This window comes from Allgaiera indica (assembly GCF_900106675.1).
In the GTDB taxonomy this organism is placed as follows: domain Bacteria; phylum Pseudomonadota; class Alphaproteobacteria; order Rhodobacterales; family Rhodobacteraceae; genus Acidimangrovimonas; species Acidimangrovimonas indica.
This window is the reverse complement of sequence record NZ_FNOB01000006.1, coordinates 143,256-166,432: the sequence shown is the minus strand read 5'-3', so window position 1 is coordinate 166,432 and position 23,177 is coordinate 143,256. Positions and strand designations below refer to the sequence as shown.

Annotated in this window: 26 protein-coding genes and 4 pseudogenes; 23 read left to right on the top strand and 7 right to left on the bottom strand. The window is 65.0% G+C overall.

Annotation, left to right across the window (positions count from 1 at the left end; genetic code table 11):
• Positions 1-63 precede the first annotated feature (63 nt).
• The 9 genes from BLV97_RS07350 to BLV97_RS21765 all read left to right on the top strand — a co-directional run bounded on the left by BLV97_RS07350 (position 64) and on the right by BLV97_RS21765 (position 7,308).
• Complete coding sequence (locus BLV97_RS07350; protein WP_035843729.1) at positions 64-354, top strand: hypothetical protein; 291 nt, start codon at positions 64-66, stop codon at positions 352-354.
• On the top strand, positions 351-1,247 hold the full coding sequence (locus BLV97_RS07345) for an ATP-binding protein (protein WP_035843731.1): 897 nt from the start codon (positions 351-353) through the stop codon (positions 1,245-1,247). Before BLV97_RS07350 ends, BLV97_RS07345 begins: the two co-directional genes overlap by 4 nt.
• Positions 1,248-1,250: 3 nt before the next feature.
• Positions 1,251-1,847: a hypothetical protein gene (locus tag BLV97_RS07340; RefSeq protein ID WP_092163994.1), complete on the top strand. Its 597-nt coding sequence runs from the start codon at positions 1,251-1,253 to the stop codon at positions 1,845-1,847.
• 11 nt (positions 1,848-1,858) lie between these two features.
• Entirely contained in the window at positions 1,859-3,541 is a 1,683-nt protein-coding gene (locus BLV97_RS07335) for a DEAD/DEAH box helicase (protein WP_035843746.1), read from the top strand.
• 196 nt (positions 3,542-3,737) lie between these two features.
• Positions 3,738-4,187 carry a DUF2924 domain-containing protein gene (locus BLV97_RS07325; RefSeq protein WP_035843747.1) on the top strand — a complete coding sequence of 150 codons (450 nt, stop codon included), beginning with the start codon at positions 3,738-3,740 and terminating at the stop codon, positions 4,185-4,187.
• Entirely contained in the window at positions 4,184-5,491 is a 1,308-nt protein-coding gene (locus BLV97_RS07320; RefSeq protein ID WP_035843748.1) for a recombinase family protein, read from the top strand. The genes BLV97_RS07325 and BLV97_RS07320 overlap by 4 nt, the downstream gene beginning before the upstream one ends.
• On the top strand, positions 5,488-5,886 hold the full coding sequence (locus BLV97_RS07315) for a hypothetical protein (protein WP_035843750.1): 399 nt from the start codon (positions 5,488-5,490) through the stop codon (positions 5,884-5,886). The genes BLV97_RS07320 and BLV97_RS07315 overlap by 4 nt, the downstream gene beginning before the upstream one ends.
• A 155-nt stretch (positions 5,887-6,041) precedes the next feature.
• Positions 6,042-6,779 carry a class I SAM-dependent DNA methyltransferase gene (locus tag BLV97_RS07310; RefSeq protein WP_210184772.1) on the top strand — a complete coding sequence of 246 codons (738 nt, stop codon included), beginning with the start codon at positions 6,042-6,044 and terminating at the stop codon, positions 6,777-6,779.
• Between the two features lie 295 nt (positions 6,780-7,074).
• Positions 7,075-7,308, top strand: a complete 234-nt coding sequence (locus BLV97_RS21765; RefSeq protein WP_280138174.1) for a type IV secretion system DNA-binding domain-containing protein — start codon at positions 7,075-7,077, stop codon at positions 7,306-7,308.
• A 135-nt stretch (positions 7,309-7,443) separates the two neighbouring features.
• Here BLV97_RS21765 and BLV97_RS07300 read toward each other — a convergent pair whose 3' ends face one another.
• The gene (locus tag BLV97_RS07300; protein ID WP_035843753.1) at positions 7,444-7,737 is read right to left on the bottom strand and encodes a hypothetical protein; all 294 of its coding nucleotides are present in this window, start codon (positions 7,735-7,737) and stop codon (positions 7,444-7,446) included.
• A 234-nt stretch (positions 7,738-7,971) separates the two neighbouring features.
• On the opposite strand from BLV97_RS07300, the gene tnpA reads away from it, so the two are divergent.
• The 3 genes from tnpA to tnpC are packed head-to-tail and all read left to right on the top strand — an operon-like array spanning position 7,972 to position 10,312.
• Positions 7,972-8,376: an IS66-like element accessory protein TnpA gene (tnpA, locus tag BLV97_RS07295; RefSeq protein ID WP_035843799.1), complete on the top strand. Its 405-nt coding sequence runs from the start codon at positions 7,972-7,974 to the stop codon at positions 8,374-8,376.
• Entirely contained in the window at positions 8,373-8,744 is a 372-nt protein-coding gene (tnpB, locus tag BLV97_RS07290; RefSeq protein ID WP_035843756.1) for an IS66 family insertion sequence element accessory protein TnpB, read from the top strand. The genes tnpA and tnpB overlap by 4 nt, the downstream gene beginning before the upstream one ends.
• A gap of 38 nt (positions 8,745-8,782) precedes the next feature.
• The gene (gene tnpC / locus BLV97_RS07285) at positions 8,783-10,312 is read left to right on the top strand and encodes an IS66 family transposase (protein WP_035843758.1); all 1,530 of its coding nucleotides are present in this window, start codon (positions 8,783-8,785) and stop codon (positions 10,310-10,312) included.
• A 279-nt stretch (positions 10,313-10,591) separates the two neighbouring features.
• Here tnpC and BLV97_RS07280 read toward each other — a convergent pair whose 3' ends face one another.
• Positions 10,592-11,500, bottom strand: coding sequence for a glycosyltransferase family A protein (locus BLV97_RS07280; RefSeq protein ID WP_092163993.1), 909 nt, complete (start codon positions 11,498-11,500; stop codon positions 10,592-10,594).
• 361 nt (positions 11,501-11,861) lie between these two features.
• On the opposite strand from BLV97_RS07280, the gene rfbF reads away from it, so the two are divergent.
• The 7 genes from rfbF to BLV97_RS07245 are packed head-to-tail and all read left to right on the top strand — an operon-like array spanning position 11,862 to position 18,076.
• Positions 11,862-12,629 carry a glucose-1-phosphate cytidylyltransferase gene (gene rfbF / locus BLV97_RS07275; protein ID WP_035843761.1) on the top strand — a complete coding sequence of 256 codons (768 nt, stop codon included), beginning with the start codon at positions 11,862-11,864 and terminating at the stop codon, positions 12,627-12,629.
• The gene (rfbG, locus tag BLV97_RS07270; RefSeq protein WP_244520983.1) at positions 12,611-13,663 is read left to right on the top strand and encodes a CDP-glucose 4,6-dehydratase; all 1,053 of its coding nucleotides are present in this window, start codon (positions 12,611-12,613) and stop codon (positions 13,661-13,663) included. Before rfbF ends, rfbG begins: the two co-directional genes overlap by 19 nt.
• Complete coding sequence (rfbC, locus tag BLV97_RS07265; protein ID WP_035843763.1) at positions 13,660-14,208, top strand: dTDP-4-dehydrorhamnose 3,5-epimerase; 549 nt, start codon at positions 13,660-13,662, stop codon at positions 14,206-14,208. Before rfbG ends, rfbC begins: the two co-directional genes overlap by 4 nt.
• The gene (locus BLV97_RS07260) at positions 14,205-15,428 is read left to right on the top strand and encodes a class I SAM-dependent methyltransferase (protein WP_051646124.1); all 1,224 of its coding nucleotides are present in this window, start codon (positions 14,205-14,207) and stop codon (positions 15,426-15,428) included. The genes rfbC and BLV97_RS07260 overlap by 4 nt, the downstream gene beginning before the upstream one ends.
• A complete protein-coding gene (locus tag BLV97_RS07255) occupies positions 15,425-16,261 on the top strand; it encodes an NAD-dependent epimerase/dehydratase family protein (RefSeq protein WP_035843765.1) in 837 nt (278 codons plus the stop codon). The genes BLV97_RS07260 and BLV97_RS07255 overlap by 4 nt, the downstream gene beginning before the upstream one ends.
• The gene (locus BLV97_RS07250) at positions 16,258-17,313 is read left to right on the top strand and encodes a class I SAM-dependent methyltransferase (RefSeq protein WP_035843768.1); all 1,056 of its coding nucleotides are present in this window, start codon (positions 16,258-16,260) and stop codon (positions 17,311-17,313) included. The genes BLV97_RS07255 and BLV97_RS07250 overlap by 4 nt, the downstream gene beginning before the upstream one ends.
• Positions 17,306-18,076: a cephalosporin hydroxylase family protein gene (locus BLV97_RS07245; protein WP_035843770.1), complete on the top strand. Its 771-nt coding sequence runs from the start codon at positions 17,306-17,308 to the stop codon at positions 18,074-18,076. Before BLV97_RS07250 ends, BLV97_RS07245 begins: the two co-directional genes overlap by 8 nt.
• A 19-nt stretch (positions 18,077-18,095) precedes the next feature.
• Here the strand turns inward: BLV97_RS07245 and BLV97_RS07240 are convergent, their stop codons facing one another.
• The 3 genes and pseudogenes from BLV97_RS07240 to BLV97_RS07230 form a co-directional block, all read right to left on the bottom strand.
• A complete protein-coding gene (locus BLV97_RS07240) occupies positions 18,096-18,947 on the bottom strand; it encodes a glycosyltransferase family 25 protein (protein ID WP_035843772.1) in 852 nt (283 codons plus the stop codon).
• Positions 18,948-19,414: 467 nt separating this feature from the next.
• Positions 19,415-19,519 (bottom strand): annotated as a pseudogene (locus BLV97_RS07235) (transposase domain-containing protein); the annotation flags it as partial.
• A 4-nt stretch (positions 19,520-19,523) separates the two neighbouring features.
• Positions 19,524-20,006: pseudogene (locus BLV97_RS07230) on the bottom strand (phage tail tube protein); the annotation flags it as partial.
• Positions 20,007-20,129: 123 nt separating this feature from the next.
• Here BLV97_RS07230 and BLV97_RS07225 point away from each other — a divergent pair.
• Positions 20,130-20,501, top strand: coding sequence for a bactofilin family protein (locus tag BLV97_RS07225; protein WP_035843774.1), 372 nt, complete (start codon positions 20,130-20,132; stop codon positions 20,499-20,501).
• Positions 20,502-20,514: 13 nt separating this feature from the next.
• On the opposite strand, the gene BLV97_RS07220 is transcribed toward BLV97_RS07225, so the two are convergent.
• Positions 20,515-20,904 (bottom strand): acyl-CoA transferase, encoded by a 390-nt coding sequence (locus tag BLV97_RS07220; protein WP_244520982.1) that lies wholly within the window; start codon positions 20,902-20,904, stop codon positions 20,515-20,517.
• On the opposite strand from BLV97_RS07220, the pseudogene BLV97_RS07215 reads away from it, so the two are divergent.
• A pseudogene (locus tag BLV97_RS07215) lies at positions 20,903-22,181 on the top strand (IS256 family transposase). The gene BLV97_RS07220 and the pseudogene BLV97_RS07215 sit on opposite strands and share 2 nt — an antisense overlap.
• Before the next feature lie 53 nt (positions 22,182-22,234).
• Here BLV97_RS07215 and BLV97_RS07210 read toward each other — a convergent pair.
• Positions 22,235-22,375: pseudogene (locus BLV97_RS07210) on the bottom strand (acyl-CoA transferase); the annotation flags it as partial.
• 75 nt (positions 22,376-22,450) lie between these two features.
• Between BLV97_RS07210 and BLV97_RS07205 the strand changes: the two are divergent.
• Together BLV97_RS07205 and BLV97_RS07200 are read left to right on the top strand one after the other, a co-directional pair.
• Entirely contained in the window at positions 22,451-22,804 is a 354-nt protein-coding gene (locus BLV97_RS07205; protein ID WP_035843776.1) for a type II toxin-antitoxin system RelE/ParE family toxin, read from the top strand.
• 5 nt (positions 22,805-22,809) lie between these two features.
• Positions 22,810-23,175 (top strand): helix-turn-helix domain-containing protein, encoded by a 366-nt coding sequence (locus tag BLV97_RS07200; protein WP_035843813.1) that lies wholly within the window; start codon positions 22,810-22,812, stop codon positions 23,173-23,175.
• Positions 23,176-23,177: the final 2 nt, after the last annotated feature.

Here is a 23,177-nt window from a genome sequence, read left to right as displayed (position 1 = left end):
GGCGTCGGGCCCGGCAGCCGACACATCACGACGACCCCTGGGCAGGACGAAAAGGAGCAGCAGATGTTCAAATCCCCCCTCGAAAAACTCCGCCAGTCGCACTGGTCGGCGTCATTTCCCGATACCATCGCCGTCCCGTCGCTGGCCGAACGCCCGGCGCGCACGCGCCCTCTGGACCGTGCAAGCGTCGACGACATCGCCTTTGCCCTCGTCGCGCTCGAGGAAGAACGCCGCAGTCTCGGCCAGACGATCCTGGCGCTGGAGGACGTGCTGCGCATGGCACGACGTCAGGGTGCGAAAGGCTGCGACAACGCCGTCGCGGCGGCTGTCCGCGATCTGGAGGCGCGCAAATGAGCGCGCCCTTCCAACCCGCCCCGCTGAAGATCATCACCGCCGACGAACGCCTGCGCGAGACGCGCGGCATCAAGGGGGTGCTCACCGGCATCTCCGGCATCGGCAAGACCAGCCAGCTTTGGACGCTCGATGCAGAGCGCACCCTGTTCGTCAATCTCGAGGCCGGCGAACTCGCCGTGCAGGGCTGGCCCGGCGACGAAATCCGGGTCCGCGACTGGGAGCGCGCCCGCGATCTCGCCTGCTGGATCGGCGGCCCCAACCCGGCCATGCGCGAGGATCAGCCCTACAGCCAGCGCGACTACGAGCGTGTTTGCGCCGCCTTCGGCGATCCCTCCCTGCTCGACAAGTACGACACCGTCTTCGTCGACTCGATCTCCGTCGCTTCGCGCATCTGCATGCAGTGGTGCAAGGGGCAGCCACAGGCGCAGTCGGACCGCAGCGGCAAGCTCGACCTGCGGGGCGCCTACGGGCTCTTGGGCCAGGAAATGATCGGCTGGCTCACCCATCTGCAGCACACGCCGCGCAAGAACATCTGGCTCGTGGGCCTGCTCGACCGGAAGATCGACGACTTCGGCAAGCCGTATTTCGCGATGCAGATCGAAGGCTCGAAGACCGGGCTCGAACTCCCTGGCATCGTCGACGAGGTGATCACCCTTGCCGAAATCCGCCCCCAGGAAGGCGAGCCGTTCCGCGCCTTCGTCTGCACCACGATCAACGATTTCGGCTTTCCGGCGAAGGACCGCAGCGGTCGGCTCTCGATGATCGAGCAGGCCCATCTCGGCCGCCTGATGGCGAAGATCCGCGCGGGCTCCGGCGCGCAGCCGAGCGCCGATCTCGACTTCGATCTGCCGCAGCAGCCGGCCCAGACCAAACCCACGACGAAAGGAGCCTGACCCATGGCGGACAACATGGATTTCAACGGCGCCGAGGCCCAGGACGCCGCATTCGACCTCATCCCCGCGAACACCCTCGTCAAGGTGACGCTGACCATCCGCCCCGGCGGCGCCGGCCCCGAGGGCTGGCTCACCCAGAGCCGCACCAGTTCCGCGCTCTATCTCAACACCGAAGCCGTGGTCCTGGAAGGCCCCCATGCGCGGCGGCGCATCTACACGCGCATCGGTTTCAAGGGAAAGAGCGTCAACGAACGCGGCGAGGACACCTATGCCAACCGCGGCCGGGCCCTGATCCGCGGCATTCTGGAATCGGCGCGCGGCATCAAGGCCAGCGATCAGTCCGAGTCGGCACGCGCGGCCCGGACGATCCGCAGCCTTGGCGATCTCAACGGGCTCGACTTCGTGGCCAAGGTCGGCGTCGAAAAGGACCGCAACAACCCCGACGATGCCGGGCGCAACGTGATCAAGGCGGCGATCGGTCCCGAGCACGCGCAATATGCCAGCGTGATGGGGGCGGTGCCGCCCGCGCCGCAGACGCCCCCGGCGCAGTCCGCTCCCGCAGCGCCCTCCGCGAGCGGCGCACCCTTCTGGGCGCGCTGAGGGAGGCCGCCATGATCCCTCGCGACTATCAGCGGGCGGCGGTCGACGCCGCCCATGACCGCACGGCCGAACATGGCAATACCATGCTCGTGCTGCCGACCGGAGCCGGCAAGACGGCCATCGCGGGTTTCTATGTCGGCGAACAGGCCGAGCGGGACCGCGATGCCAGGGTGCTCGTGCTGCAGCACACCGATGAACTCATCGAGCAGAACCGGTCGGCAATCGGGCAGATCTCGGGCCTCGGCACCTCGGTGGTAAAGGCGGAGCGGGATTGCTGGGACGGCCCGGTGATTTTCGGCAGCGTGCAAACCCTCGCCCGGGAACACCGCCGCGCCTCCATGCCCAAGCTGAGCCATCTGGTGATCGACGAATGCCACCGCGCGGCCGCCGCGAGCTATCAGGCCATCCTCGCCCATGCGCGCGAGGCCAACCCGGGCCTGAAGCTGCTCGGCCTCTCCGCCACCCCCGGCCGCGGCGATGGCCGCAGCTTGCGCAAGACCTTCAGCAATGTCGGCTATCACCTGCGCATCGGCACGCTCATCGCGCGTGGCCTGCTGGTCCCGCCCCGGACCTTCACCATCGACCTCGGGATCGAGGACGAGTTGTCCGGCATCGACAGCACCGCCGGCGATTTCGACATGTGCCAGGCCGGCAAGGTGCTCAATCGCTCGGTGCTCAACGAGGCCGTGGTCGAGCACTGGACGGACAAGGCCGCCGACCGGCGCACGATCTTCTTCTGCGCGACCGTGGACCATGCCGAAGCGGTGGCCGAAGCGTTTCGGGCCGCCGGCGTTTCGGCCGAGGCGATCACGGGAGACATGCCGGCGCGGGCGCGCGCGGACCTCATCGCCCGCTTCGACCGGGGCGAGGTTCAGGTGCTCACCAACTGCATGGTGCTGACGGAAGGCTTCGACAGCCAGCCCGTGGGCTGCATCGGCATCCTGCGCCCCATGCTGCACAAGGGCACCTTCATTCAGGCGGTCGGACGCGGTCTGCGCCGGGTCGACCCCGAGCGCTTCCCCGGCATCGTCAAGACCGACTGCATCGTGCTGGATTTTGCGGGCGCGGCGCTCCGCCACGGCACGCTCGAGCAGGAGATCGACCTCGACGAGGACGAGACCCTGCCCGGCGAGCGCCCGTGGAAGACCTGCCCGTCCTGCGGGGCCGAGCTGCCCCTCGGCGCCTCCATCTGCGATCTCTGCGGTCACGTCTTCACCCGAGAGATCGGCGAGAAACGTCTGCTGACCGCCTTCGAGATGACCGAGATCGATCTTCTGGATCGCTCTCCGTTCTTCTGGTGTGACCTTCATGGCGACGGCCAGGCTCTGATGGCCAGCGGTTTCCAGGGCTGGGCCGGCGTGTTCCATGATGGCACGCTGTGGCATGCGCTCGGCCGACCCAGGGGCCAGGCGATCCGCCCCCTTGCGGTCGGCACACGGGTGCAGGCACTGGCCGCGGCCGACGATTTTCTGCGCATGACCGAGACCTCCAGCGCGGCCGCCAAGAGCAAGCGCTGGCTCAACGATCCCGCCACCATGCGGCAGATCGAACTGCTGCAACGGGCGGGCTTCGAAACCAGCGGATTGGATTTCGGGCTGTCGAAATACGCCGCCAATTGCCATCTGAACTTCCGCTGGAACCGCGCCGCGATCCGCGCAGCGGTGCTCCGCGACTTGGACCGCGCCGCCGCATGAAACGCCCCAATCCCCTGCCGCCCGACATGCTGAGCCCGGCCGAGCGCCGCGCGGAACTTTGCCGCTTGCTGGCGGCAGGGCTGGTCCGGCTGCGGATGCGGGAGAACGGGCAACTCTCTGCGAAGAAGGGAGAATTTCCGCTACACAACTCACTCGACCAGAGCGGTAGTGCAGGTCCAACCGAACGGAGGACCGCATGACGACCCACGATCCCATCCCTGCGCGCCTGGCCGCGCTGAAGACCATGAAGACCCCGGAACTGAAGGCCCAGTGGCGCGATCTGTTCGATAGCGAGCCGCCGCCCTTCAACCGGCGTTACCTGGAAAGCCGTCTGGCTTATCGCATCCAGGAACTCGCCTATGGCGGGTTGAAACCGGAGACGGTGAACCGCCTGGAACGACTGGGTGAAGAACTTGACGGCGGCGACCGCAAGAAGAGCCGCGTCCGGGCGGACGCCATGCCCATCGCCGGTACGCGGCTGATCCGCGAATGGCAGGGCTTCGAGCATGTCGTCACCGTCACCACGGACGGCTTCGAATGGCAGGGGCGGCCCTACAAGTCGCTCTCGGCGATCGCGCGCGCCATCACCGGCACGCGCTGGAATGGCTGGGTGTTCTTCGGGTTGAAATCGCGGAGGCGGTCATGACGGAGGTGAAGATCAAGCGCCGCTGCGCCGTCTACACCCGGAAATCCTCGGAAGAAGGGCTGGAGCAGGAGTTCAACTCGCTTGATGCGCAGAGGGAGGCCTGCGAGGCCTATATCGCCAGCCAGCGCTCCGAAGGCTGGGTGCTCGTGCGCGACCGCTACGATGACGGCGGCATCTCCGGCGGGACGCTGGACCGGCCCGGCCTGCATCGGCTCATCGCCGATATCGAGGACGGGCTGGTCGACGTCGTCGTGGTCTATAAGATCGACCGGCTCAGCCGGTCGCTCGCGGACTTCGCCAAGCTGGTCGAGGTGTTCGACCGCAACGGCGTGACCTTCGTCTCTGTGACGCAGTCCTTCAACACCACCACCTCAATGGGCCGGCTGACGCTGAACATCCTGCTCAGCTTCGCCCAGTTCGAGCGCGAGGTCACCGCCGAGCGCATCCGCGACAAGGTCGCCGCCAGTCGGAAGAAGGGGATGTGGATGGGCGGCGTGCCGCCCTACGGATACCGCGTCGAGAATCGGAAGCTGGTCGTCGACGATGAGCGTGGCGAGCATGTCCGCTGGATCTTCGCGCGCTTCCTCGAGATCGGCTCGGGCACGGAACTGGCGCGCGAGGTCGCGAAGCGCGGCATCCGAACCCCGCGCGGCAACCGGATCGACAAGAAATACCTGTACCGGATGCTGAACAACCGCGCCTACATAGGCGAGGCGGTGCACAAGGGGCAGAGCTATCCCGGCGAGCACGACGCCATCATCGACCGCGAAACGTGGGACCGCGTCCACGCCATTTTGCAGGAAAGCGCCCGCAAGCGCGCCGCGCGCACCCGCGCCGAGACGCCGGCGCTGCTGAAGGGGCTAATCTTCGGGCCGGATGGCGCGGCGTTCTCGCCGAGCCACACCCGCAAGGGCGGCAAGCTCTACCGCTACTACGTCAGCCAGACGGTATTGAAGCATGGCGCCGGGTCTTGCCCCATCGGCCGCATTCCGGCGGGTGAGATCGAAGCCGCCGTCATTGACCAACTCCGCGCCGTGTTCCGCCAGCCCGAGGTCGTTGTAGGGACATGGAAGGCGGCACGCGCTCACGCCGACGACATCACCGAAGTCGACGCCCGCACCGCGCTGCAGCAGCTTGACCCGCTGTGGGACGAACTCTTCCCCGCCGAGCAGGCCCGCATCGTGGCCCTACTGGTGGAACATATCGATATCGGCACCGAGGGGCTCGACATCCGGTTGCGGGTGGACGGGCTCCACGGGCTCGCGCGTGAGATGATGGCGGGCAATAGGGAACAAGTCGCATGAAACCGACCGCCACCCCCGACTTCGTCACGATCCACGTCCCGTTCTGCGTTGTGAAGCGCGGCGGTCGCAAGGAGGTGCAGCTTCCCGACGGCGCGCCGGTTCAGCGCCGAACCGACAACACCCTCATCAAGGCGCTCGCCCGCGCCTTCCGCTGGAAGCGCATGCTGGAATCGGGCGAGTTCGCGTCTATTTCCGAACTGGCCGAGCGCGAGGGCATTGCCTTCACCTACATGGCACGCGTCCTGCGCCTGACACTGCTGGCTCCAGACATCGTTGATGCGATCCTGGACGGAAGGCAGGGGCCCGAGTTGACACTGGCGCGGGTGCTGGAGCCGTTCCCTGTGGAGTGGTTAAACCAAGGTGTAGCCTTCGAGCTCGACCGCGAACACTCGTAGCTGCCACAGCGTTCTCGCAACGTAAGCCACTGGCACTTCATGGCAGTTGGCTCTGGAAGGCAGCGCTCTCGATCGCTATTCTGGCGCGGAAAATCACAATCATTCCGAAGAGCCCTTAATGGTCTTCTTCGACGACATCGGGCTAAAAAGACACAATGGCAGTGAAGAAATCAGATCTCTATTCCTCGCTCTGGGCATCGTGTGACGAGCTGCGTGGAGGAATGGATGCCAGTCAATACAAAGACTACGTCCTTTTCATGCTGTTCATTAAATACGTGTCCGACAAATATGGGGACAGTGATGATCTCGAGCCGCCAATTGTCATTCCGAAAGGCGCGAGCTTCAACGATATGGCCGCCCTTACGGGAAACCCGAATATTGGCGATCTGATCAATACGCAGGTCATTCAGCCGCTTGTTGATGCCAATGAGATGCTGGCGCGAACGGATTTCCCTGACTTCAACGATCCGAACAAGCTTGGCGAAGGTAATGACCGTGTTGACCGGCTTGGTCGTCTGATTGCCATCTTCTCAAGCCCAGATCTGAATTTCGCGAAGAACCGCGCGGACCATGACGATATTCTAGGCGATGCCTACGAATACCTGATGCGCCATTTCGCGACCGAAAGCGGCAAGAGCAAGGGGCAGTTCTACACCCCGTCGGAGGTCAGCCGGATCATTGCCAAGGTGATCGGGATCTCACCCAAAAACACCGTTGCCGGAACCACCGCATACGACCCGACATGCGGATCGGGTTCGCTGCTGCTCAAGGTCGCGGCCGAAGCCGGGAAACGGATCACCCTCGAAGGCCAGGAAAAAGACGTGACCACCGCTGGTCTCGCCCGCATGAACATGATCCTGCACGACTTCTCGGGCGGCGCCAGCGCTTCTTGACGACATAGGTACCACAAATGGAGCCCGGCCGCGATGTCCACACGGCCGGGCTTCTGCGCCCGTGCGGGAAACCTTCGCCCGCACCCGGTTTCCTGGCTCCCCAGCGTAGGCCCCAGCGACGAGCTGCTGTTGGGCACCGGTGAGTGCCCGGATGTGAGAGGCGTCCAATTCGAAGGAGGCGATGTCTATCGTCAGGTCGACCTCGATCCGCGCCTCGCACAACCCGACAAGGGCGCGGTTCAGAGCGAAGTTGGGGGCCCCGCGGTAGGGCAAGTAGAGGGGGTCTAGGGCAACCGTGTTGGTCATTTGTGGGCGCAGAGGCCGCGCGTGCGCGCCGGTTTGCTCGACGGCATCGAAGGCTGGCGCAGGTATGGAAAGAGCCCGTTTGCCCCTTAACGAGCGTCGAATAACGCGGGTGATCCTGGACGAGTTCCAGACTTACGGGGCCGTCAGCGTCCTGGCCGAGGCCCTCGCGGAAGTTCGGAAATATGGCCTTTCGATCGTGCTCGCCAACCAGTCCGTCGCGTAGATCGACGGTCGCGCTGGAGACGTCGCGCATGCGATCCTCGGGAATACTGGCAACCTCGCAGTCTTCCGCGTCGGCCCGAAGGACGCTGCCCTGCTGGCCGAATGGCTCGGCCCCGAGGTCTCAGCAGCAACCCTCCTAAGGCTGCCTAATCACACTATCGTCGCCCGTCTGCTTCGCGACGGCGAGCCAATGCCTCCCGTGGCCGCGCAGCGTCGCGGGCTTGATTGGATGTCCATGCTCGGCCAGCATCCGGGCTATGTCTTCCAGCGAATAGCCCAGTTCATCGCGTGCGCGCCGGATATCGTCGGCCATCTCGGCAATAGCCTCGCGACGCGTGAACTGGATCTTGAGTTTCGGGGGCAAGTCGGCGAACGTTGCCCGCATCTTTGCGAGCGTGTCCTTGTTGATCAGGTCGGCATGTTTCGTCATGTCGGTCTCTCCTGTAAAAGATGTCCGACAGGAAAATTATCCACCACTGGTGAAAATCGAAAAGCCTTTCTTGTGAAAATCTCAACTTTGCTGTCTTGGACGTGCTTGAAGGAGCGACGCGGGGAAGAAGGAACTTTCCACAGAAGAAGGTATCCGTCCGTTGTCGCCGCACTGACGTTGGGAGCTGGCCGCCGATAATGTCCATGATCGATAATGGACATCTTGAGGCACACGATGGCGGGCAAGAAAGGGCAGAGGAAGCGGTTCTGGTCTGACGAGGAGAAGCGCTCGATCTGCCGGCAGGCACGGGCGCCCGGCGTATCGGTGGCGCAGGTTGCGCGGCGGTATGCGATGAACTCTAACCTGATTTTCACGTGGCTGCGGGATCCGCGTTTCGCGCCGGCCGAGGTCGACGCGTCTGGTGACCTTGAGGATGAGACTCTCTTTCTGCCGGTCGAGATCACCGGCGTGGCCGCCGAACCTGGTTCAGGATCTGACTTTGAGGCGCACGGGCCGACGGGGGATCCCGTTCTCGCGCAGCGGGTCGACATCACGCTGTCGGATGGGCGGCGGGTGGTGGTGGAGCGGCCGACGCAGCTCTCGTCGGTGCTGGGGCTGGTCCAGGGTTTGATGACGTGATCCCGGTGCCGAGCAACACGCGGATCTGGCTGGCGGCCGGGGTGACGGACATGCGGCGCGGGTTCAACACGCTGGCCGCACAGACCGAGAAGACGCTCGAGGAAGACCCGTATTCAGGCCACCTGTTCGTGTTCCGCGGGCGCCGGGGTGATCTTTTGAAAATCATCTGGTGGGATGCGCAGGGAGCCTGCCTATTCAGCAAGCGATTGGAGAGGGGCCGGTTTGTCTGGCCGGCTGCGAAGGACGGCAAAGTCAGCCTCAGTCCATCGATGCTGGCAATGCTTCTGGAAGGCATTGACTGGCGCATGCCGCAGAAGCCCTGGCGCCCTCTCACGACCGGAGATTTGTCAGAGACTCCAGCATCATAAGCTTCCCTTGTGCGCGGCCCGGCGGTATAAATCCAGCCATGCTGGAGACGCCCGGAACCCTGCCATCCGACCCCGACGAACTGCGTGCGGTGGCGGAACAATTGCGCGATCTGGCCAGGTCCCAGGCGCTGAAGATCGAGAAGCTGGAACATCAGCTGGCGGGTCATCGCAAGGCGCGGTTCGGCTCGAAATCCGAAAGTGCGGACCAGCTGCATTTGGATCTTCAGGAGGAGACCGAGATCGCCGCAGCCGCTGCCGACCAGCAGGGCGAGACTGGTGCCGGTAACGATCAGGTCGATGAAGACAAACCCGGCAAACGGAAACATAGCCGTGCCCCTTTGCCCGACCACCTGGAGCGGCACTCCGAGGTTCTGTCTCCGGGCGAGACCTGCTCCGACTGTGGCGGGACCTTGCGGACCCTTGGCGAGGATGTGACGCAGGAACTGGACTACATCCCGGGGCGGTTCGTGGTCCGCGAAATCATCCGCCCGCGCATGGCCTGCTCCTGCTGCGAGGCCTTCGCGCAAGCGCCGCTGCCGAGCCGCCCCATCACCCGCGGGCGTGCCGGCCCCGGCCTGCTGGCCCATGTGCTGGTCGGAAAATATTGCGACCATCTTCCCTTGTACCGCCAGTCCGGGATCTACGCCCGCGAGAAGGTCGATCTGCACCGCTCGACGCTGACCGATTGGGTCGGGCGATCGACGGCACTCCTGGAACCTCTGGCCGACCATATCGGCAAGCTGGCGCGTGCCGGTCCAACGCTCTTTGCCGACGACACCCCGGTCAAGATGCAGATCGGAGGCAAGACCGGCAGAACCCGGACCGCGCGGATGTGGAGCTATGTCCGAGATGAGCGGCCATGGTGCGGCCAGGCCCCGCCCTGCGCCTGGTATCGGTTCAGCGTGGATCGCAAGGGCGAACATCCCGCCGCCCATCTCAAGGGCTACACGGGCATCGTGCATGCCGACGGGTTCACCGGCTTCAACGGGCTGTTCGGTGAAGGGCTGGCCACGGAACAAGCCTGCATGGTGCATGTGCGGCGCAAGTTTGTGGATGTCTTCGAACGCGACGGCTCCACGATCGCCAAGGAAACCATCGAACGGATCGCCAGGCTCTATGCCGTCGAAAAGGACGCGCGTTACGGGCCGCCCGACGAACGCGTCGCCCTGCGACAGACCAGGGCCAAGCCCATCTTCGACGAGCTGGAGGCCTGGCTGAAGCAGCAGCTGCCGAAAATATCGGGGAAAACCAGCCTGGCCGAGGCCATTCGCTACGCCCTCGGCCGCATGCCCAAGGCGCGGGCCTATCTCGAAGACGGCCAGCTCGAGCTGGACAACAACATCTGTGAGCGATCAATCAGACCGCTGACTCTCGGAAGGAAGAATTATCTCTTCATGGGCTCCGAAGGCGGCGGAAAGGCTGCCGCAATCGCCTATTCCCTTATCGAAACCGCACGCATGAACGGCGTCGAGCCGGAAGCCTGGCTGACCTGGGTGCTGACCCACATCGCCGATCACAAGATCAACCGCATCGACGAACTCGCACCTTGGAACTGGCAGCCAAGTTGAACGTCAACGGCGGTCACGCCGGACGGATACAGAAGAAGTTCACCCCTTTTGTTGCAGGGTATGTCGACGGGGCCACCGTCTGCTGTGGCGTCGCATCTGTGCGGGCGCCCGGCGACCAACATGACCATGGCTCGGCATGCACGCCGAAGACGGGCCGATCGAGCGCAGCCACGCACAGCACGACCGAGCGGTTCAGCGGGTCGAGGTAAAGTCAGACGATCTCGGTTATCTTCGCCCCGAACATCGGGGCGTTCGAAACCTTGAATCTGTGCGACGGAGCTATGTTATTTCGTGATATTTCCGGTATTTGCCCAGTAGGAGCGGCTCCAGTCGATAGGTGTCGCGGGCAGACGTGTGAAAGCAGAGTTGCCACAAGGCAAGCTTCTGCCAGATACCTTTCGGGTGCAGGTAGTGCCTTTGCGACCACATGATCGAGTGGTATTCCCATCGTCTGCGCAACATGTCGATCGCCCGTTTTTCAGCAAATACCCGAAAGGAGTCGGAACCCGGACGCCACATGAACTGAGTTCCCGGTGCATACTCCAACTGGCCGCGCAGTAGGAAGTGCAGCACCTGCAGGCGATCACCGCCCCAGAGGGAAGGAAACTGGGCCTCTGACTGCACCATCAGATTCCGCGCGGCCTTGCCATGGTAGATCCCGTAGTACCAGGACGCCGGAAACTCGATCCTCTTGTAGCCGCGCTTCGGGTCGACATAGCTGCCGGCATCTAGGATGCGGAGGTCGAACCATATCGGGCCGGCCTCGGGGTTTGCCAGGTTCACGACGTCACCGACCGCCATGAGCGATTTCGGGTTCGCGGTCAGGCGGTGTGTGAGCGCCTCAATGTAGTTTGGGGACAATACGTCGTCATGGGCAAGCAGACCGAAGAACTCATGCCGATCGACCAAGCAGTCGTACGCTCTGTTGAAATTCTCGGCGGCGGAAAGAAATGTCGGCGCCGGGCGGAGTTCGAAGTGGGGGTACTTTTCGACGAATTTCCGGGCGATCTCGACAGTGGCGTCCGTCGAGTGATTCTCGAAGATATAGACCTTGCGCGGCTGAACGGTTTGCGCTGCCAGCGACGACAGCGCCTCCTCAAGATACTTCGCGCCGTTATGAACAGGCACGGCATACCCGATGTCGGGGCCATCGCCCACTTCTACTTCTCCGGACGTTGCATCGTTCATAGCGGTTGCTTCTCACTATCCTGCGCGGCGCGCAACCTTCGACCTCCGCCGCGGGGTGCGCGAAGCTCTCTTTGTTCTGCGCACGGGGCTCTGTGGAGACGCCGCAGAGCCGTTCTCGCACGCGAGAGGGGCGCGATCGGCCGAACCCGCCCATGCCCCGGCAAAGCCGAACGAGAGCCACCCGGAAACTTGCCCAAAACGGGTGCGGGATCAAGCTCTCTGCTTCCCCTTGCCCGCGCCGGCACACCACGGCCTCGCACGCGCCATCGCATGGAGGCGGAGAACCCCGGATGCGCCTCAATAGAGGTAGAATCCAGACTCCAAAAGCGATACCTGTTTGCCCAACAAGGGAGACCGTGACGTGAAAGCCGTTATTCTGGCAGGTGGGTTGGGGACGCGGATCAGCGAGGAATCGCACCTGCGCCCGAAGCCGATGATCGAAATCGGCGGGCGGCCGATCCTGTGGCATATCATGAAGATCTACGGCGCCCAAGGCATCACCGACTTCGTGATCTGCTGTGGCTACAAGGGCTACATGATCAAGGAGTATTTCGCCAACTACTTCCTGCACATGTCCGATGTGACCTTCGATCTGTCCGAGAATTCGATGCAGGTCCACCAGCGCTATGCGGAGCCGTGGAAAGTCACACTGGTCGATACCGGTGAGCATACCCAGACTGGCGGGCGGCTGCGACGAGTACGCGATCATCTCGACGACACCTTCTGCCTGACCTACGGGGACGGGGTCGCCGATATCGATCTGGCCGGTCTGATCGCGCATCACCGGGCAGAGGGTGTCGAGGCGACGATCACGGCGGTGCAGCCCTCGGGCCGCTATGGCGCGTTGGACATTCAGGGCACACGGGTGCATCGCTTTCTGGAAAAACCGCAAGGCGACGGGCGCTGGGTCTCGGGCGGATTCCTCGTGCTTGAGCCTTCGATCATCGACCGCATTGCCGGCGATGAGGTCCCGCTTGAGGCCACGCCGCTGGAATCTCTGGCGGTCGAGGGACAACTGACGCACTGGAAACACTCGGGCTTCTGGGCGGCGATGGATACGATGCGCGACAAGCAGGCGCTGGAGCAGCTCTGGAAGGACGGTGCGGCGCCATGGAAGATCTGGAAATGAACGGTTTCTGGGCCGGGCGCCGGGTTCTGGTGACCGGACATACCGGGTTCAAGGGGGCGTGGCTGTCATTCTGGCTGGACCAGATGGGGGCGGGTGTCTCGGGTCTCGCCCTCGCGCCCGATACTGCGCCGGCCCTGTTCGACCAACTCGGCCTCGCGTCCAAGATGGACCACGGACTTGTCGACGTGCGGGATCCAAACGCGGTGCGCGCCCAGGTGGAGACCGTGCAGCCTGACATCGTCTTCCACCTTGCCGCCCAGCCGCTGGTGCTGCGGGGCTATGCGGCGCCGGTCGAGACCTGGGACACCAATGTCGGTGGCACGCTGCACCTTCTGGACGCGCTCGGCAAGGCGGCGCGACCCGTGACGCTGGTGATCGTCACCACCGACAAGGTCTATGAAAATCGCGAATGGGATCACCCCTACCGCGAGGCAGACCGTCTGGGCGGGCGCGACCCCTACAGCGCCTCGAAGGCGGCGACGGAGCTTCTGGCCGCGAGTTGGCGCGACTCCTTCGGCGGCGACCTAAGGATCGCGACGGCGCGGGCAGGCAACGTGATCGGCGGCGGAGACTGGGCAGAGAACCGCATTGTTCCCGATGTCATCCGTTCGCTGAACGCTGGTAATCCAGTCAGCCTGCGCAATCCCGAGGCCGTCCGCCCCTGGCAACATGTGCTGGAGCCGCTGGCCGGCTACCTGCGTCTGGCGGAGCGGCTGCACGGTGACGCCGCACTTGCCCGAGCCTGGAATTTCGGGCCGGCCCCCGGCGACTTCCGCAGTGTGCAAGAGTTGGCAGATGCCATGCTGTCGAAATGGCCAGGCAGTTGGGAGGATGTCTCGGGGGGGGCGGTCCCGCACGAGGCCGGACGCCTTGCCGTGGCCAGCGACCTCGCCCGCCAACGGCTGGACTGGGCGCCGCGCTGGTCCTTCGCCGAGGCTGTCGAGAAGACCGTCGCATGGTATCGCGCGATGCTGGGCGGCTCTGATCCGGTTGCCCTGACCCAGGATCAGATTGCGGAGTACGGCGCGCCATGATCTTCGCCCCGCTGTCCCTTCAAGGCGCCTGGCGGGTTGATCCCGAACCGCGCGGCGACGCGCGCGGCCTCTTCGCCCGCATCTTCTGCGCCGAGGAATTTGGCGCCCATGGTCTTGTGGCGCGGTGGGTGCAGATGAACGTCTCGCTGAACCGCGAGGCCGGAACGTTGCGCGGTATGCATTTCCAGCGCCCTCCAGCGGCGGACGCGAAACTGGTGCGCTGTACCGCGGGTGCGATCCTCGACGTTCTCGTCGACCTGCGCGCGGGTTCGGCAAGCTTCGGGGCGTGGTGCGCGGTCGAACTGACGCCGGACAATCGCAGCGCGGTCTACGTGCCCCAAGGTGTCGCCCATGGCTTTCAGACGCTGGCGCCGGACAGCGAGGTGACCTATTGCCATTCTGCGGCTTACTCTCCCGCACATGAGGGCGGGCTACGCTACGACGACCCGGCGGTCGGGATTGACTGGCCACTGCCCGTGGCGAACCTCTCGCCGCGCGACCAGAACAACCCCCTGCTGGCCGAGTTGGAGCCGATCACCGCATGAATTGCCGCCACTGCCAGACGCCGCTGAGCCGCCGCTTCCTCGATCTCGGAGCTGCGCCGCCATCAAATGCCTATCTCTCTGCAGAGTCGCTGCACGCGCCCGAGCTGCATTTCCCGCTACGCCTGTTCGTCTGCGACACTTGCCATCTGGTCCAGACCGAGGATTTCGCCAGCGCTGACACCTTCTTCAGCGCCGAATATGCCTACTTCTCCTCCACCTCGAAGGGCTGGCTGGCGCACGCCGCAGCCTATTGCACGAAAATGACCGATCGCGCGCAGCTGACCCCCGATAGTTTCGTCATCGAAGTCGCCTCGAACGATGGCTATCTGCTGCGCAATTTCGTGCAGGCGGGCATCCCCTGCCTTGGCATCGAGCCCACCGACAGCACAGCCGATGCGGCCGAGGCGGTCGGCGTGCCGACCCTGCGCGCCTTCTTCGGGCGCGATCTCGGTGTCCGTCTGGCCGCGGAGGGGCGCAAGGCGGACCTGATCGCGGGCAACAACGTCTATGCCCATGTGCCCGATATCAACGACTTCACCGCGGGCCTTGCTGCTTGCCTGAAGCCCGAGGGAATGATCACGCTGGAGTTCCCCCATCTGATGCGGCTGGTCGAGTTCCGGCAGTTCGACACTGTCTACCATGAGCATTTCTCGTATCTTTCGCTGCTTGTCGTGGCGCGGATCTTTGCCGCCCAGGGCTTGCGCGTCTTCGATGTCGAGGAATTGCCCACGCATGGCGGTAGCCTGCGCGTCTACGGCTGCCACCGGAGCGCCGCGCATGTAGAAACCCCCGCCGTCGCCGCGCTGCTGACCGAGGAACGCCGCCGCGGAATGCATGCCGCGCCCTATTACGAGGGATTTCAGGCGGAAGCGGAAGCGGTGAAGAATGGCCTGCTGCGCTTCTTGCTCGACTGCAAGGCCGCCGGGCGCAGCGTCGCGGGTTACGGCGCCGCCGCCAAGGGCAATACGCTGCTGAACTATGCCGGGGTGCGACCCGACCTGCTGCCCTTCGTCGCGGATGCCGCCCCGGCCAAGATCGGCCGGTACCTGCCGGGCAGCCGCATTCCCGTTCTGGCGCCGGAGGCCTTGGAGCGGAACCGCCCGGACGTGGTGCTGATCCTGCCGTGGAACATCGCCGACGAGGTACGCCAGCAGCTTGCCCCGCTGACGGCGCAGGGCACGAGCTTCGCCACCGCCGTGCCCGAGATGTGTGAGACATGAGCAGAGCAGTCTGCCTCACCGGAGCCACGGGCTTCGTCGGCCGCCACGTCATGGCCGCGCTGGCCGACACCCGACCATTGCGCGCCGTCGTTCGCCCGGGGCAGGAAGGCGGCCTGCGGGAGGGCGTTACCCCCATCGCCACCCCCGCGCTGTTCGCCGAAACCGAGGAATGGTGGGCGCGCGCGCTGAGCGGCACCGACACATTGATCCACCTCGCATGGATCGCAACGCCAGGGGAATACCTCGCCTCGCCACTCAACCACCACTGCCTATGCGGCACACTAGCAATGGCGCGCGGCGCGGCGCGGGCCGGCGTACGCCGGGTAATCGGCATCGGCACCTGCTTCGAATACGCGATGATCGGGCGGCCGCTGGCCGTCACCGTGCCGCTTGACCCGAAAACCCCCTATGCGGGCGCCAAGGCGGCGGCGTTCCACGCGCTCTCGGGCTGGTTCGCGGGGACAGACGCGAGTTTCGCGTGGTGCCGCCTGTTCCATTTGCACGGCGCGGGGGAGGATCCCCGCCGCCTCGTCCCATTCCTGCACGCGCGCCTTTCGGCTGGAGAGCCGGTCGAGATGACGGCAGGCAGCCAGGTGCGCGACTTCATGGACGTGGCCGAGGCCGGCCGGATGATCGCGGACGTCGCGCTAGGCGGGATGACCGGCGCCGTCAACATTTGCACGGGCCGCCCGGTGACGGTGCGGGCGCTGGCCGAACGCATTGCCGACGGCTACGGCCGGCGCGACCTCTTGCGCTTCGGCGCGCGCCTCGAGAACCTCTTCGATCCGCCCCACGTGGTGGGCGTTCCCCTGCAAGCGGAGGCCCTGCCATGAGCGGCGAGACTGTGCTTTACACCCAGACCGGCCTGCCGGTGTTCCAGAACCGCATGTATGACAGCGCCGAGGCCGCCCGTGCCGCGCCGCGCGGTGATATGCGCCTGGTCGAGGACGGGGAAACCGGCCTGGTCCACAATGCCGCCTTCGAGCCCTGGAAGGTAGTCTACGACGCGCAGTACCAGAACGAGCAGGGCCACAACGCGGCGTTCCGCGACCACCTCTCGCGCGTCGCCGGGATCGTCGAGGCGGGCATGGGCTTCGACGACCTCGTCGAGGTCGGCTGCGGCAAGGGCTATTTCCTCGAGATGCTCGCCGCGCGGGGCGCCCGCATCACCGGCTTCGAGCCGACCTACGAGGGCGACAACCCGGCCATCCGCAAGGTCTATTTCGACGAGGCCGCGGGCCTCGCCGCGCGCGGCCTGATCCTGCGCCACGTGCTGGAACACATCCCCGACCCGGTCGCCTTCCTGCAGGGGCTGGCGCGGGCGAACGGCGGCGGCGGGCTGATCTACATCGAGGTGCCCTGCTTCGACTGGATCGCCGCCCACCGCGCCTGGTTCGACATCTTCTACGAACACGTCAACTACTTCCGCCTCGGTGATTGCGACCGGATGTTCGGGCGGATCATCGACAAGGGCCGCGTCTTCGGCGGGCAATACCTCTATGTCGTGGCCGATCTCGCCAGCCTGCGCCGTCCGGTGCGCGACGCAACCGATCCCGCGCGCCTGCCGGACGATTTCACCGCGACGCTCGCCGCCGACACCGCCGCCGAAGGCCCTTCGGTGATCTGGGGCGGCGCGTCGAAGGGGGTGATCTATTCGCTCCTGCGCGCCCAGGCCGGCCATCCCGTCAGCGCCGTCATCGACATCAACCCGGCCAAGCAGGGCCGTTTCCTCGCCGCCACCGGCCTGATGGTCGAGGCGCCCGAGGCGGTGCTGCAGCGCCTGCCCGAGGGCGCGCGCATCGTGGTCATGAACAGCAACTACCTGCCCGAGATCCGCGACCGGGCAGGCGACAAATTCACCTGCATCGGAATCGAACATGACTGACTTCAAGGACGAGATCCCCGGCCGTATCGCCGCAATCGCCGCCGACCGGCCGCTGAACGACGCGGCACTTGCCTTCCTGCGTGCCTCGACCGGGCCGCAGTATTCCTACAATTTCCACTGGCTCGGCCGGCCGATCATCCAGTACCCGCAGGACATCGTGGCCATGCAGGAACTGATCTGGCAGATCCGCCCCGACCTGATCGTCGAGACCGGCATCGCCCATGGTGGTTCGCTCATCTTCTCGGCCTCGATGCTGGCGCTTCTCGACATGGCCGAGGCGATCGAGGCGGGCACCACGATGGACCCCGCCAAGTCGGACCGCCGCGTGCTGGGCATCGACATCGACATCCGCGCCCACAACCGCGCCGCCATCGAGGCCCATCCGATGGCCTCTCGCATCGACATGATCGAGGGGTCGAGCATCGCCCCCGAGGTGATCGCGCAGGTCCAGACCGCCGCCGAGGGGAAACAGCGGGTGCTGGTCTGCCTCGATTCGATGCACACCCACGCCCACGTGCTTGCCGAACTGGAGGCCTATGCGCCGGTGGTCACGCCCGGAAGCTATTGCGTCGTCTTCGACACGCTGATCGAGGACATGCCGGCGGATGCCTATACCGACCGCCCTTGGGGGTTGGGCGACAACCCCAAGACTGCGCTGCACGCCTACCTGCGCGACCATCCGGAATTCGAGATCGATAAGAGCATTGCCCAGAAGCTTCTGATCACCGTCGCCCACGACGGCTTCCTGCGCCGCAAGGCATGATTCTGCGGCCGCCGGAGGGTCAGCCGCCGGGGCCGGAGCGGTAGGGGGGCAGGTCCTCCGCCAGCGGAACGACGCCCACTGTCCCGCCCGCGGCGCGGAGGGACCGGTCGCGCCACAGCCGCCGCGCCAGCTTCCGGCCCGTTCGGATCGCGTCCTTGCGCAGGCGGTAGAGCGCGGGACCGCGTGCCGGTCGGGGGACCGTGCCTTGCTCGGAAGTCGTCCGTTCGCTGCCGGCCACATCGGACGGAATGTCCGCCTCACCGGAGAGTGCGGCGAACATCCCCTGAACCGCAATCGCAGGCCAGAGCTGGAAGGCGCGATAGCCGGGCGCCGGGCGGGTGATGAAGTCGTCGAGGTGATCGCAATAGCTCTGGCTGCGTGAGAGCAGAATTGCAGCCCCCGCCGGCGAGAGCAGATAGGCCGCCGCACTCGGAACCGGGTGCGTCAGAGGATGCAGCCTCTGCTGGCCGAGCGACACGGCGGGTCCCAGCCGCACCACGAACGAGAGCGCGTCGAGCTTGACCAGATGGAAGCTGGCCGCGTGGTTCGCCAAGCCAGCGATCACATCTGCCGCAGTCGTGGACAGGAGTACATCGTCTTCCAGGACGACGCTGGGTCTGCCTGTCTGCGCGACGGCTTCCCAAATGGCGCGGTGGCTCTCTGTGCAGGCAATCTCGGTCGGGGTCATCTCCCAATAGGGCGCGTTCGGGTCGTGCGGCCCGTAGCGAGTGAAGGTATCGTGTGCGGCCTCCTTGGCATCTACAGCGGAGAAGCGGATAGGATGCGTGATGCCGGCCGACCGGCATTGGAGGGTCATAAACTCTGCGCGTCTTGGCACGCGATCCAAGTTTATGAAGTATGTATCAAACATTCTTTCGATCCTTTCCCTGTAGCGTATGTGCGTATTCCGGAACATCCGGCCACCCATTCCGATCACATCCGGCCACCTGTTCCGACGCATTCGGCCACGAGATGAATCCCTCATGGGATTTGTGCATGTATGGATGCCCCCATTGGTGCAAGTGATTTTTGAACGGCGCGAGCGTGTGATCAGGTGCGGTCATGTATCAGGCCTCGGTGTGCGGCGCTGATGTGACCGCGGGCCGGTATGGCGATGCGCGGACCAGAGGCATATCAACAGACCGAGCTCGGTGGCTCCTGCACAAATGCTGCTTTCTCTGACCCGGATCTGATCGATCCTTTACGGTGTGATGCGTGCCATGTTTTTTCTCCCCTGATTATGTGACGCTCTTTTCCGGACCTCTGTCTTCCCCGGAGCCATACCTAATGAGAATTAGTGAGTTGAAGCGTAAGCGTAAGCTGGACGGCACGTCGGGTTCAGCTTGACAGCTTGAAGTTCCAGGGCAGCAACTCATCGATCCGGCTTTGCGGATGCCCGGTCGCGATGGCTTCGAGTGTCGCCTTGAGATAGGCGAACGGCTCCGTTCGTCGTCGTTCCCACCGTCTCGCCCTGCGCCACCAGGCGTGCCGTCGCGGTCAGCAACCCCGAGCGCTGCACCTGCCAGCTGAGCTGATCCAGCACGCAGCCGGAATACATCGCAAAGCGCGGCACCTCCGGCATGCCGGTCTCGATGGACAGGCTCGGCAGCGTCCACGCCCCCGATTGAAACTCGTGGGTCCAGGGGCCGATGCCGGTGGTTGCTGGATTGCCGAAGGCCGCCTTCAGCCAGAACCCGAAACCCTCGACATCCAGCGGCACCACCACATCGCCGTCGGCCGTCACCGCGTCCTTGATCGGGGCCAGCGGATCGCGGCCATAGCCCAGCAGTTCCGAGTTCAGCAGCGGCTGCTCGGCGCCCAGCGAGGTGCTGGCGAAGGGCATCTTGGTGAAGCCGCCCGCGGGCGGCGTTCCATAAGTCGTCTCGAACGCAAGCGCCATCTGCGCCCGCGCGCCTTGCGCACGTGCCATGGGGGTCTCCTTGAACTTGTTTTTGGGCTATCTTCCGCGGCTGACGGCCGTCTAATCTCATGCGCGATGCCGATGCCGTCTTTGTCGGCAAATTCCGAACTTCAGCCGAATGGATCCGCTACCATGTCACAGCCCCCTGACACGCCGGGTCAGCAATCCTCAGCCAGCGCCAGCGGGGGGCAATCGCATTTCGCCGCCGGCGCAAAACTCTCCGGCGATCTGTCCGCACCGGGCCTGATGGAACTGCGCGGTCAGTTCGACGGAAAGATGTCCGCGGACGCGGTTGTGATCGAAGACAGCGGATCCGCCAGCGGCGAAATCCACGCCGCCAGCGTTGCTGTCAAAGGGTGCTTCGAGGGCAAGATATTCGGCGGCGATGTCAAGCTGCACGCCGGCGCCAAGGCCTCCGGCGAAATCCTTTACCAGACCCTCACGATCGAGAGCGGCGCCGAGGTCAACGCGGCCTGTTCCTGCAAGAAAACGAGCGAAGCATGAGACTCCGGGCCAGTCAGCCGAGCGGATCGGCCGTGGAGTAGTGCAGCACTACCGAAATGACGGCCGCCTTCAGGCTGGCCGCGCCCTCGACCGGCAGATCGACCGGGCGCGGCGCTTCGGCCTCGACCCAGTCGCAGAACCCGCCCAGCGTTCGATCCGCTGCGATGGCCGCGCCGATGCTGGCGCTGAGCGTGTCGAAGGCGGCGTCACGATCCACGCCCCGCGCGACCGCCTCGATCTCGGCCCGGTGTTGGTAGTGGTAGCGCAGGGGCGAGAGCGTTACCTCCGGATCGCCGGGTTCCCCGGGGATGTCCCGTCTGATGTTGAACTTGGAGTGAGGGGTGGCGTTGCTTCCCTCGAGCCGTAGGCTCGGGGTGTCAAATCCAAGAGGAAGCAACACCATGAAGAGAGCTACCACATCGGCGCTGGCGCTGGCCAGCAGGACCGAGATGACTGCCGCGGTTGAAGAGGCCTGGGAGGCGGTCGGCGCGAGCTTCGAGCAGTTCTGCCTGGTTGCGGGACTATCGAGCCTGACGCAGATGCTGGAAGAGGACGCCCGGGAGTTGGCGGGCGAAGCGCACGCCCGCGATGCCGGGAAGCCGGGCTATCGCTGGGGTCGCACGACGGGACGGGTCGGGTTCCATGGCGGCAAGGTCGCGGTCGAGCGCCCCCGGGTGCGCTCGAAGACGACCGGCAAGGAGCTGGCAAGAGGCCGCCTCAGCCGGCTTGCTGGGGCAATGGGCGATGAACCTGATGCTGATCAATGTCTCGACGCGGAAGTTCGGTCGTGCGGTGCGCCTGCCGGAGGCCGGGGTGTCGGCAGCGGCGGGATCCGGGCTGTCGAAGTCGGCGGTCTCGCGGCGGTTCAAGGCACTGACGGAGGCGCGGCTGGCCGAGTGGATGGCGACCGACCTGTCACAGCATGATCTTCTGGTGATCCAGATCGACGGGCTGCACCTCGACGACAGCCTGCTGATGATCGGCGCGGTTGGGGTCGATGCCGAGGGTAACAAGCATCCGCTCGGCGTCGTGGAGGGGGCCACCGAGAACGCCACGACGGTGCAGGCGCTCCTGGACAACCTGATCGAGCGCGGCCTCGATCCCGCGGTCTGCCGCCTCTTCATCGTCGACGGCGCCAAGGCGCTGACCAAGGCCATCCGGCGGACCTTCGGAGCCGACATCCCGATCCAGAGATGCCAGGTTCACAAGGCGAGAAACGTGACGGAGCGCCTCGATCGCAAGCATCACGCCGCCGTCCGGCGGGCCCTGCGGCAGGCCTGGGAGATGGCCGATGCCGAGAAGGCCGAGCGACTTGTGCGCAATCTGGCCCGCCGGCTCGAAGTCGAGGCACCAGGGGTGTCCAAGAGCCTCCTCGAGGGGCTGGACGAGATCCTGACCGTCACCCGCCTCGGGCTGCCGCCTGAGCTGCGCCGATCGCTCGCCAGCACCAATATCATCGAGTCGATGAACAGCGTGATCCGCCAGGTCTGCCGCAACGTGAAGCGGTGGCGGAACGCAAAGATGGGCCTGCGTTGGACCGCCGCCGGCATGCTCGAAGCCGCCAAGGGGTTTCGCCGCCTCAAGGCCCATAAGCAGCTGCCCATCCTCAAGGCTGCGCTTGAGAAGCACCGCCAAAAAGATCCCATGACCGCCGTTGACCCGATCGCAGAGGCCGCCTAACCATGAACCACGCAGCGTCGCCCGCCGCGCTTTTCAACATCAAGCGGGACATTCCCGGGTTCCCCGTCGCGCAGGATCAGCAGGCCCGCAGCAGGCACACGCTCGGGCAGCACCTCGCCGCGCAGGGCGGTGGCAAGCAGCGTCTGCAGCAGCGTGTGCAGCGCGGTGAGGATGGTTTCTCGGATGGTTGGCATTTACGAGCACTCTGAGAGTCGTTATTGCAAAATTAGTGCTTCAAGGCTATATAGCTTCCAAGACATGAGGACCGAATGCCCTGGGCCGTTTCCTTCGCCGACGAGTTCGAGCCGGAGTTCGACGAACTCGATGCCGAGGTTCAGGACGCAATCCTCGCTCGGGTGCTGCTCCTCGAACGCGAGGGGCCTTCGCTCGGGCGACCGCATGCGGACACCCTGACCGGGTCGAAGCATGCGAACATGAAGGAATTGCGCTGTACCGCCGCCGGAGGCGTCTGGCGCATCGCCTTCGCATTCGATCCCGACCGGCAGGCAATCCTGCTCGTCGGCGGGGACAAATCGGGTGGCAGCGAGAAGCGCTTCTACAAGCTGCTGATCGCACGGGCCGACGAAAGGTTCGACCGCCACCTCGGGACACGGAAAGGATGACGGCGATGGCACGTACTCTTCAGGACAAGCTGGCGACCCTCGATCCCGCCCGTCGTGCCGGGATCGAGGCCGAGGCTGCGCGGCTGCACACCGAATATCTGACGCTTCAGGAACTGCGCAAAGCCAAGGCGCTGACGCAGGTGCAACTGGCCGAGACGCTCGGCATACAGCAGGCCACGGTCGCCAAATACGAACGCCAGAGCGACCTGCTGCTCTCGACGCTGACCAGCTATGTCCGCGCGATGGGTGGCTCGCTGAAGCTCATGGTGGAGTTCCCCGGCAAGGCACCGGTTGCACTGGAAGGCTTGGGCGACACCGAAACACCCAGTCGTCGGCGCCGTGGAAGGGACACGGCTGCGGCGCGGCATTGAGG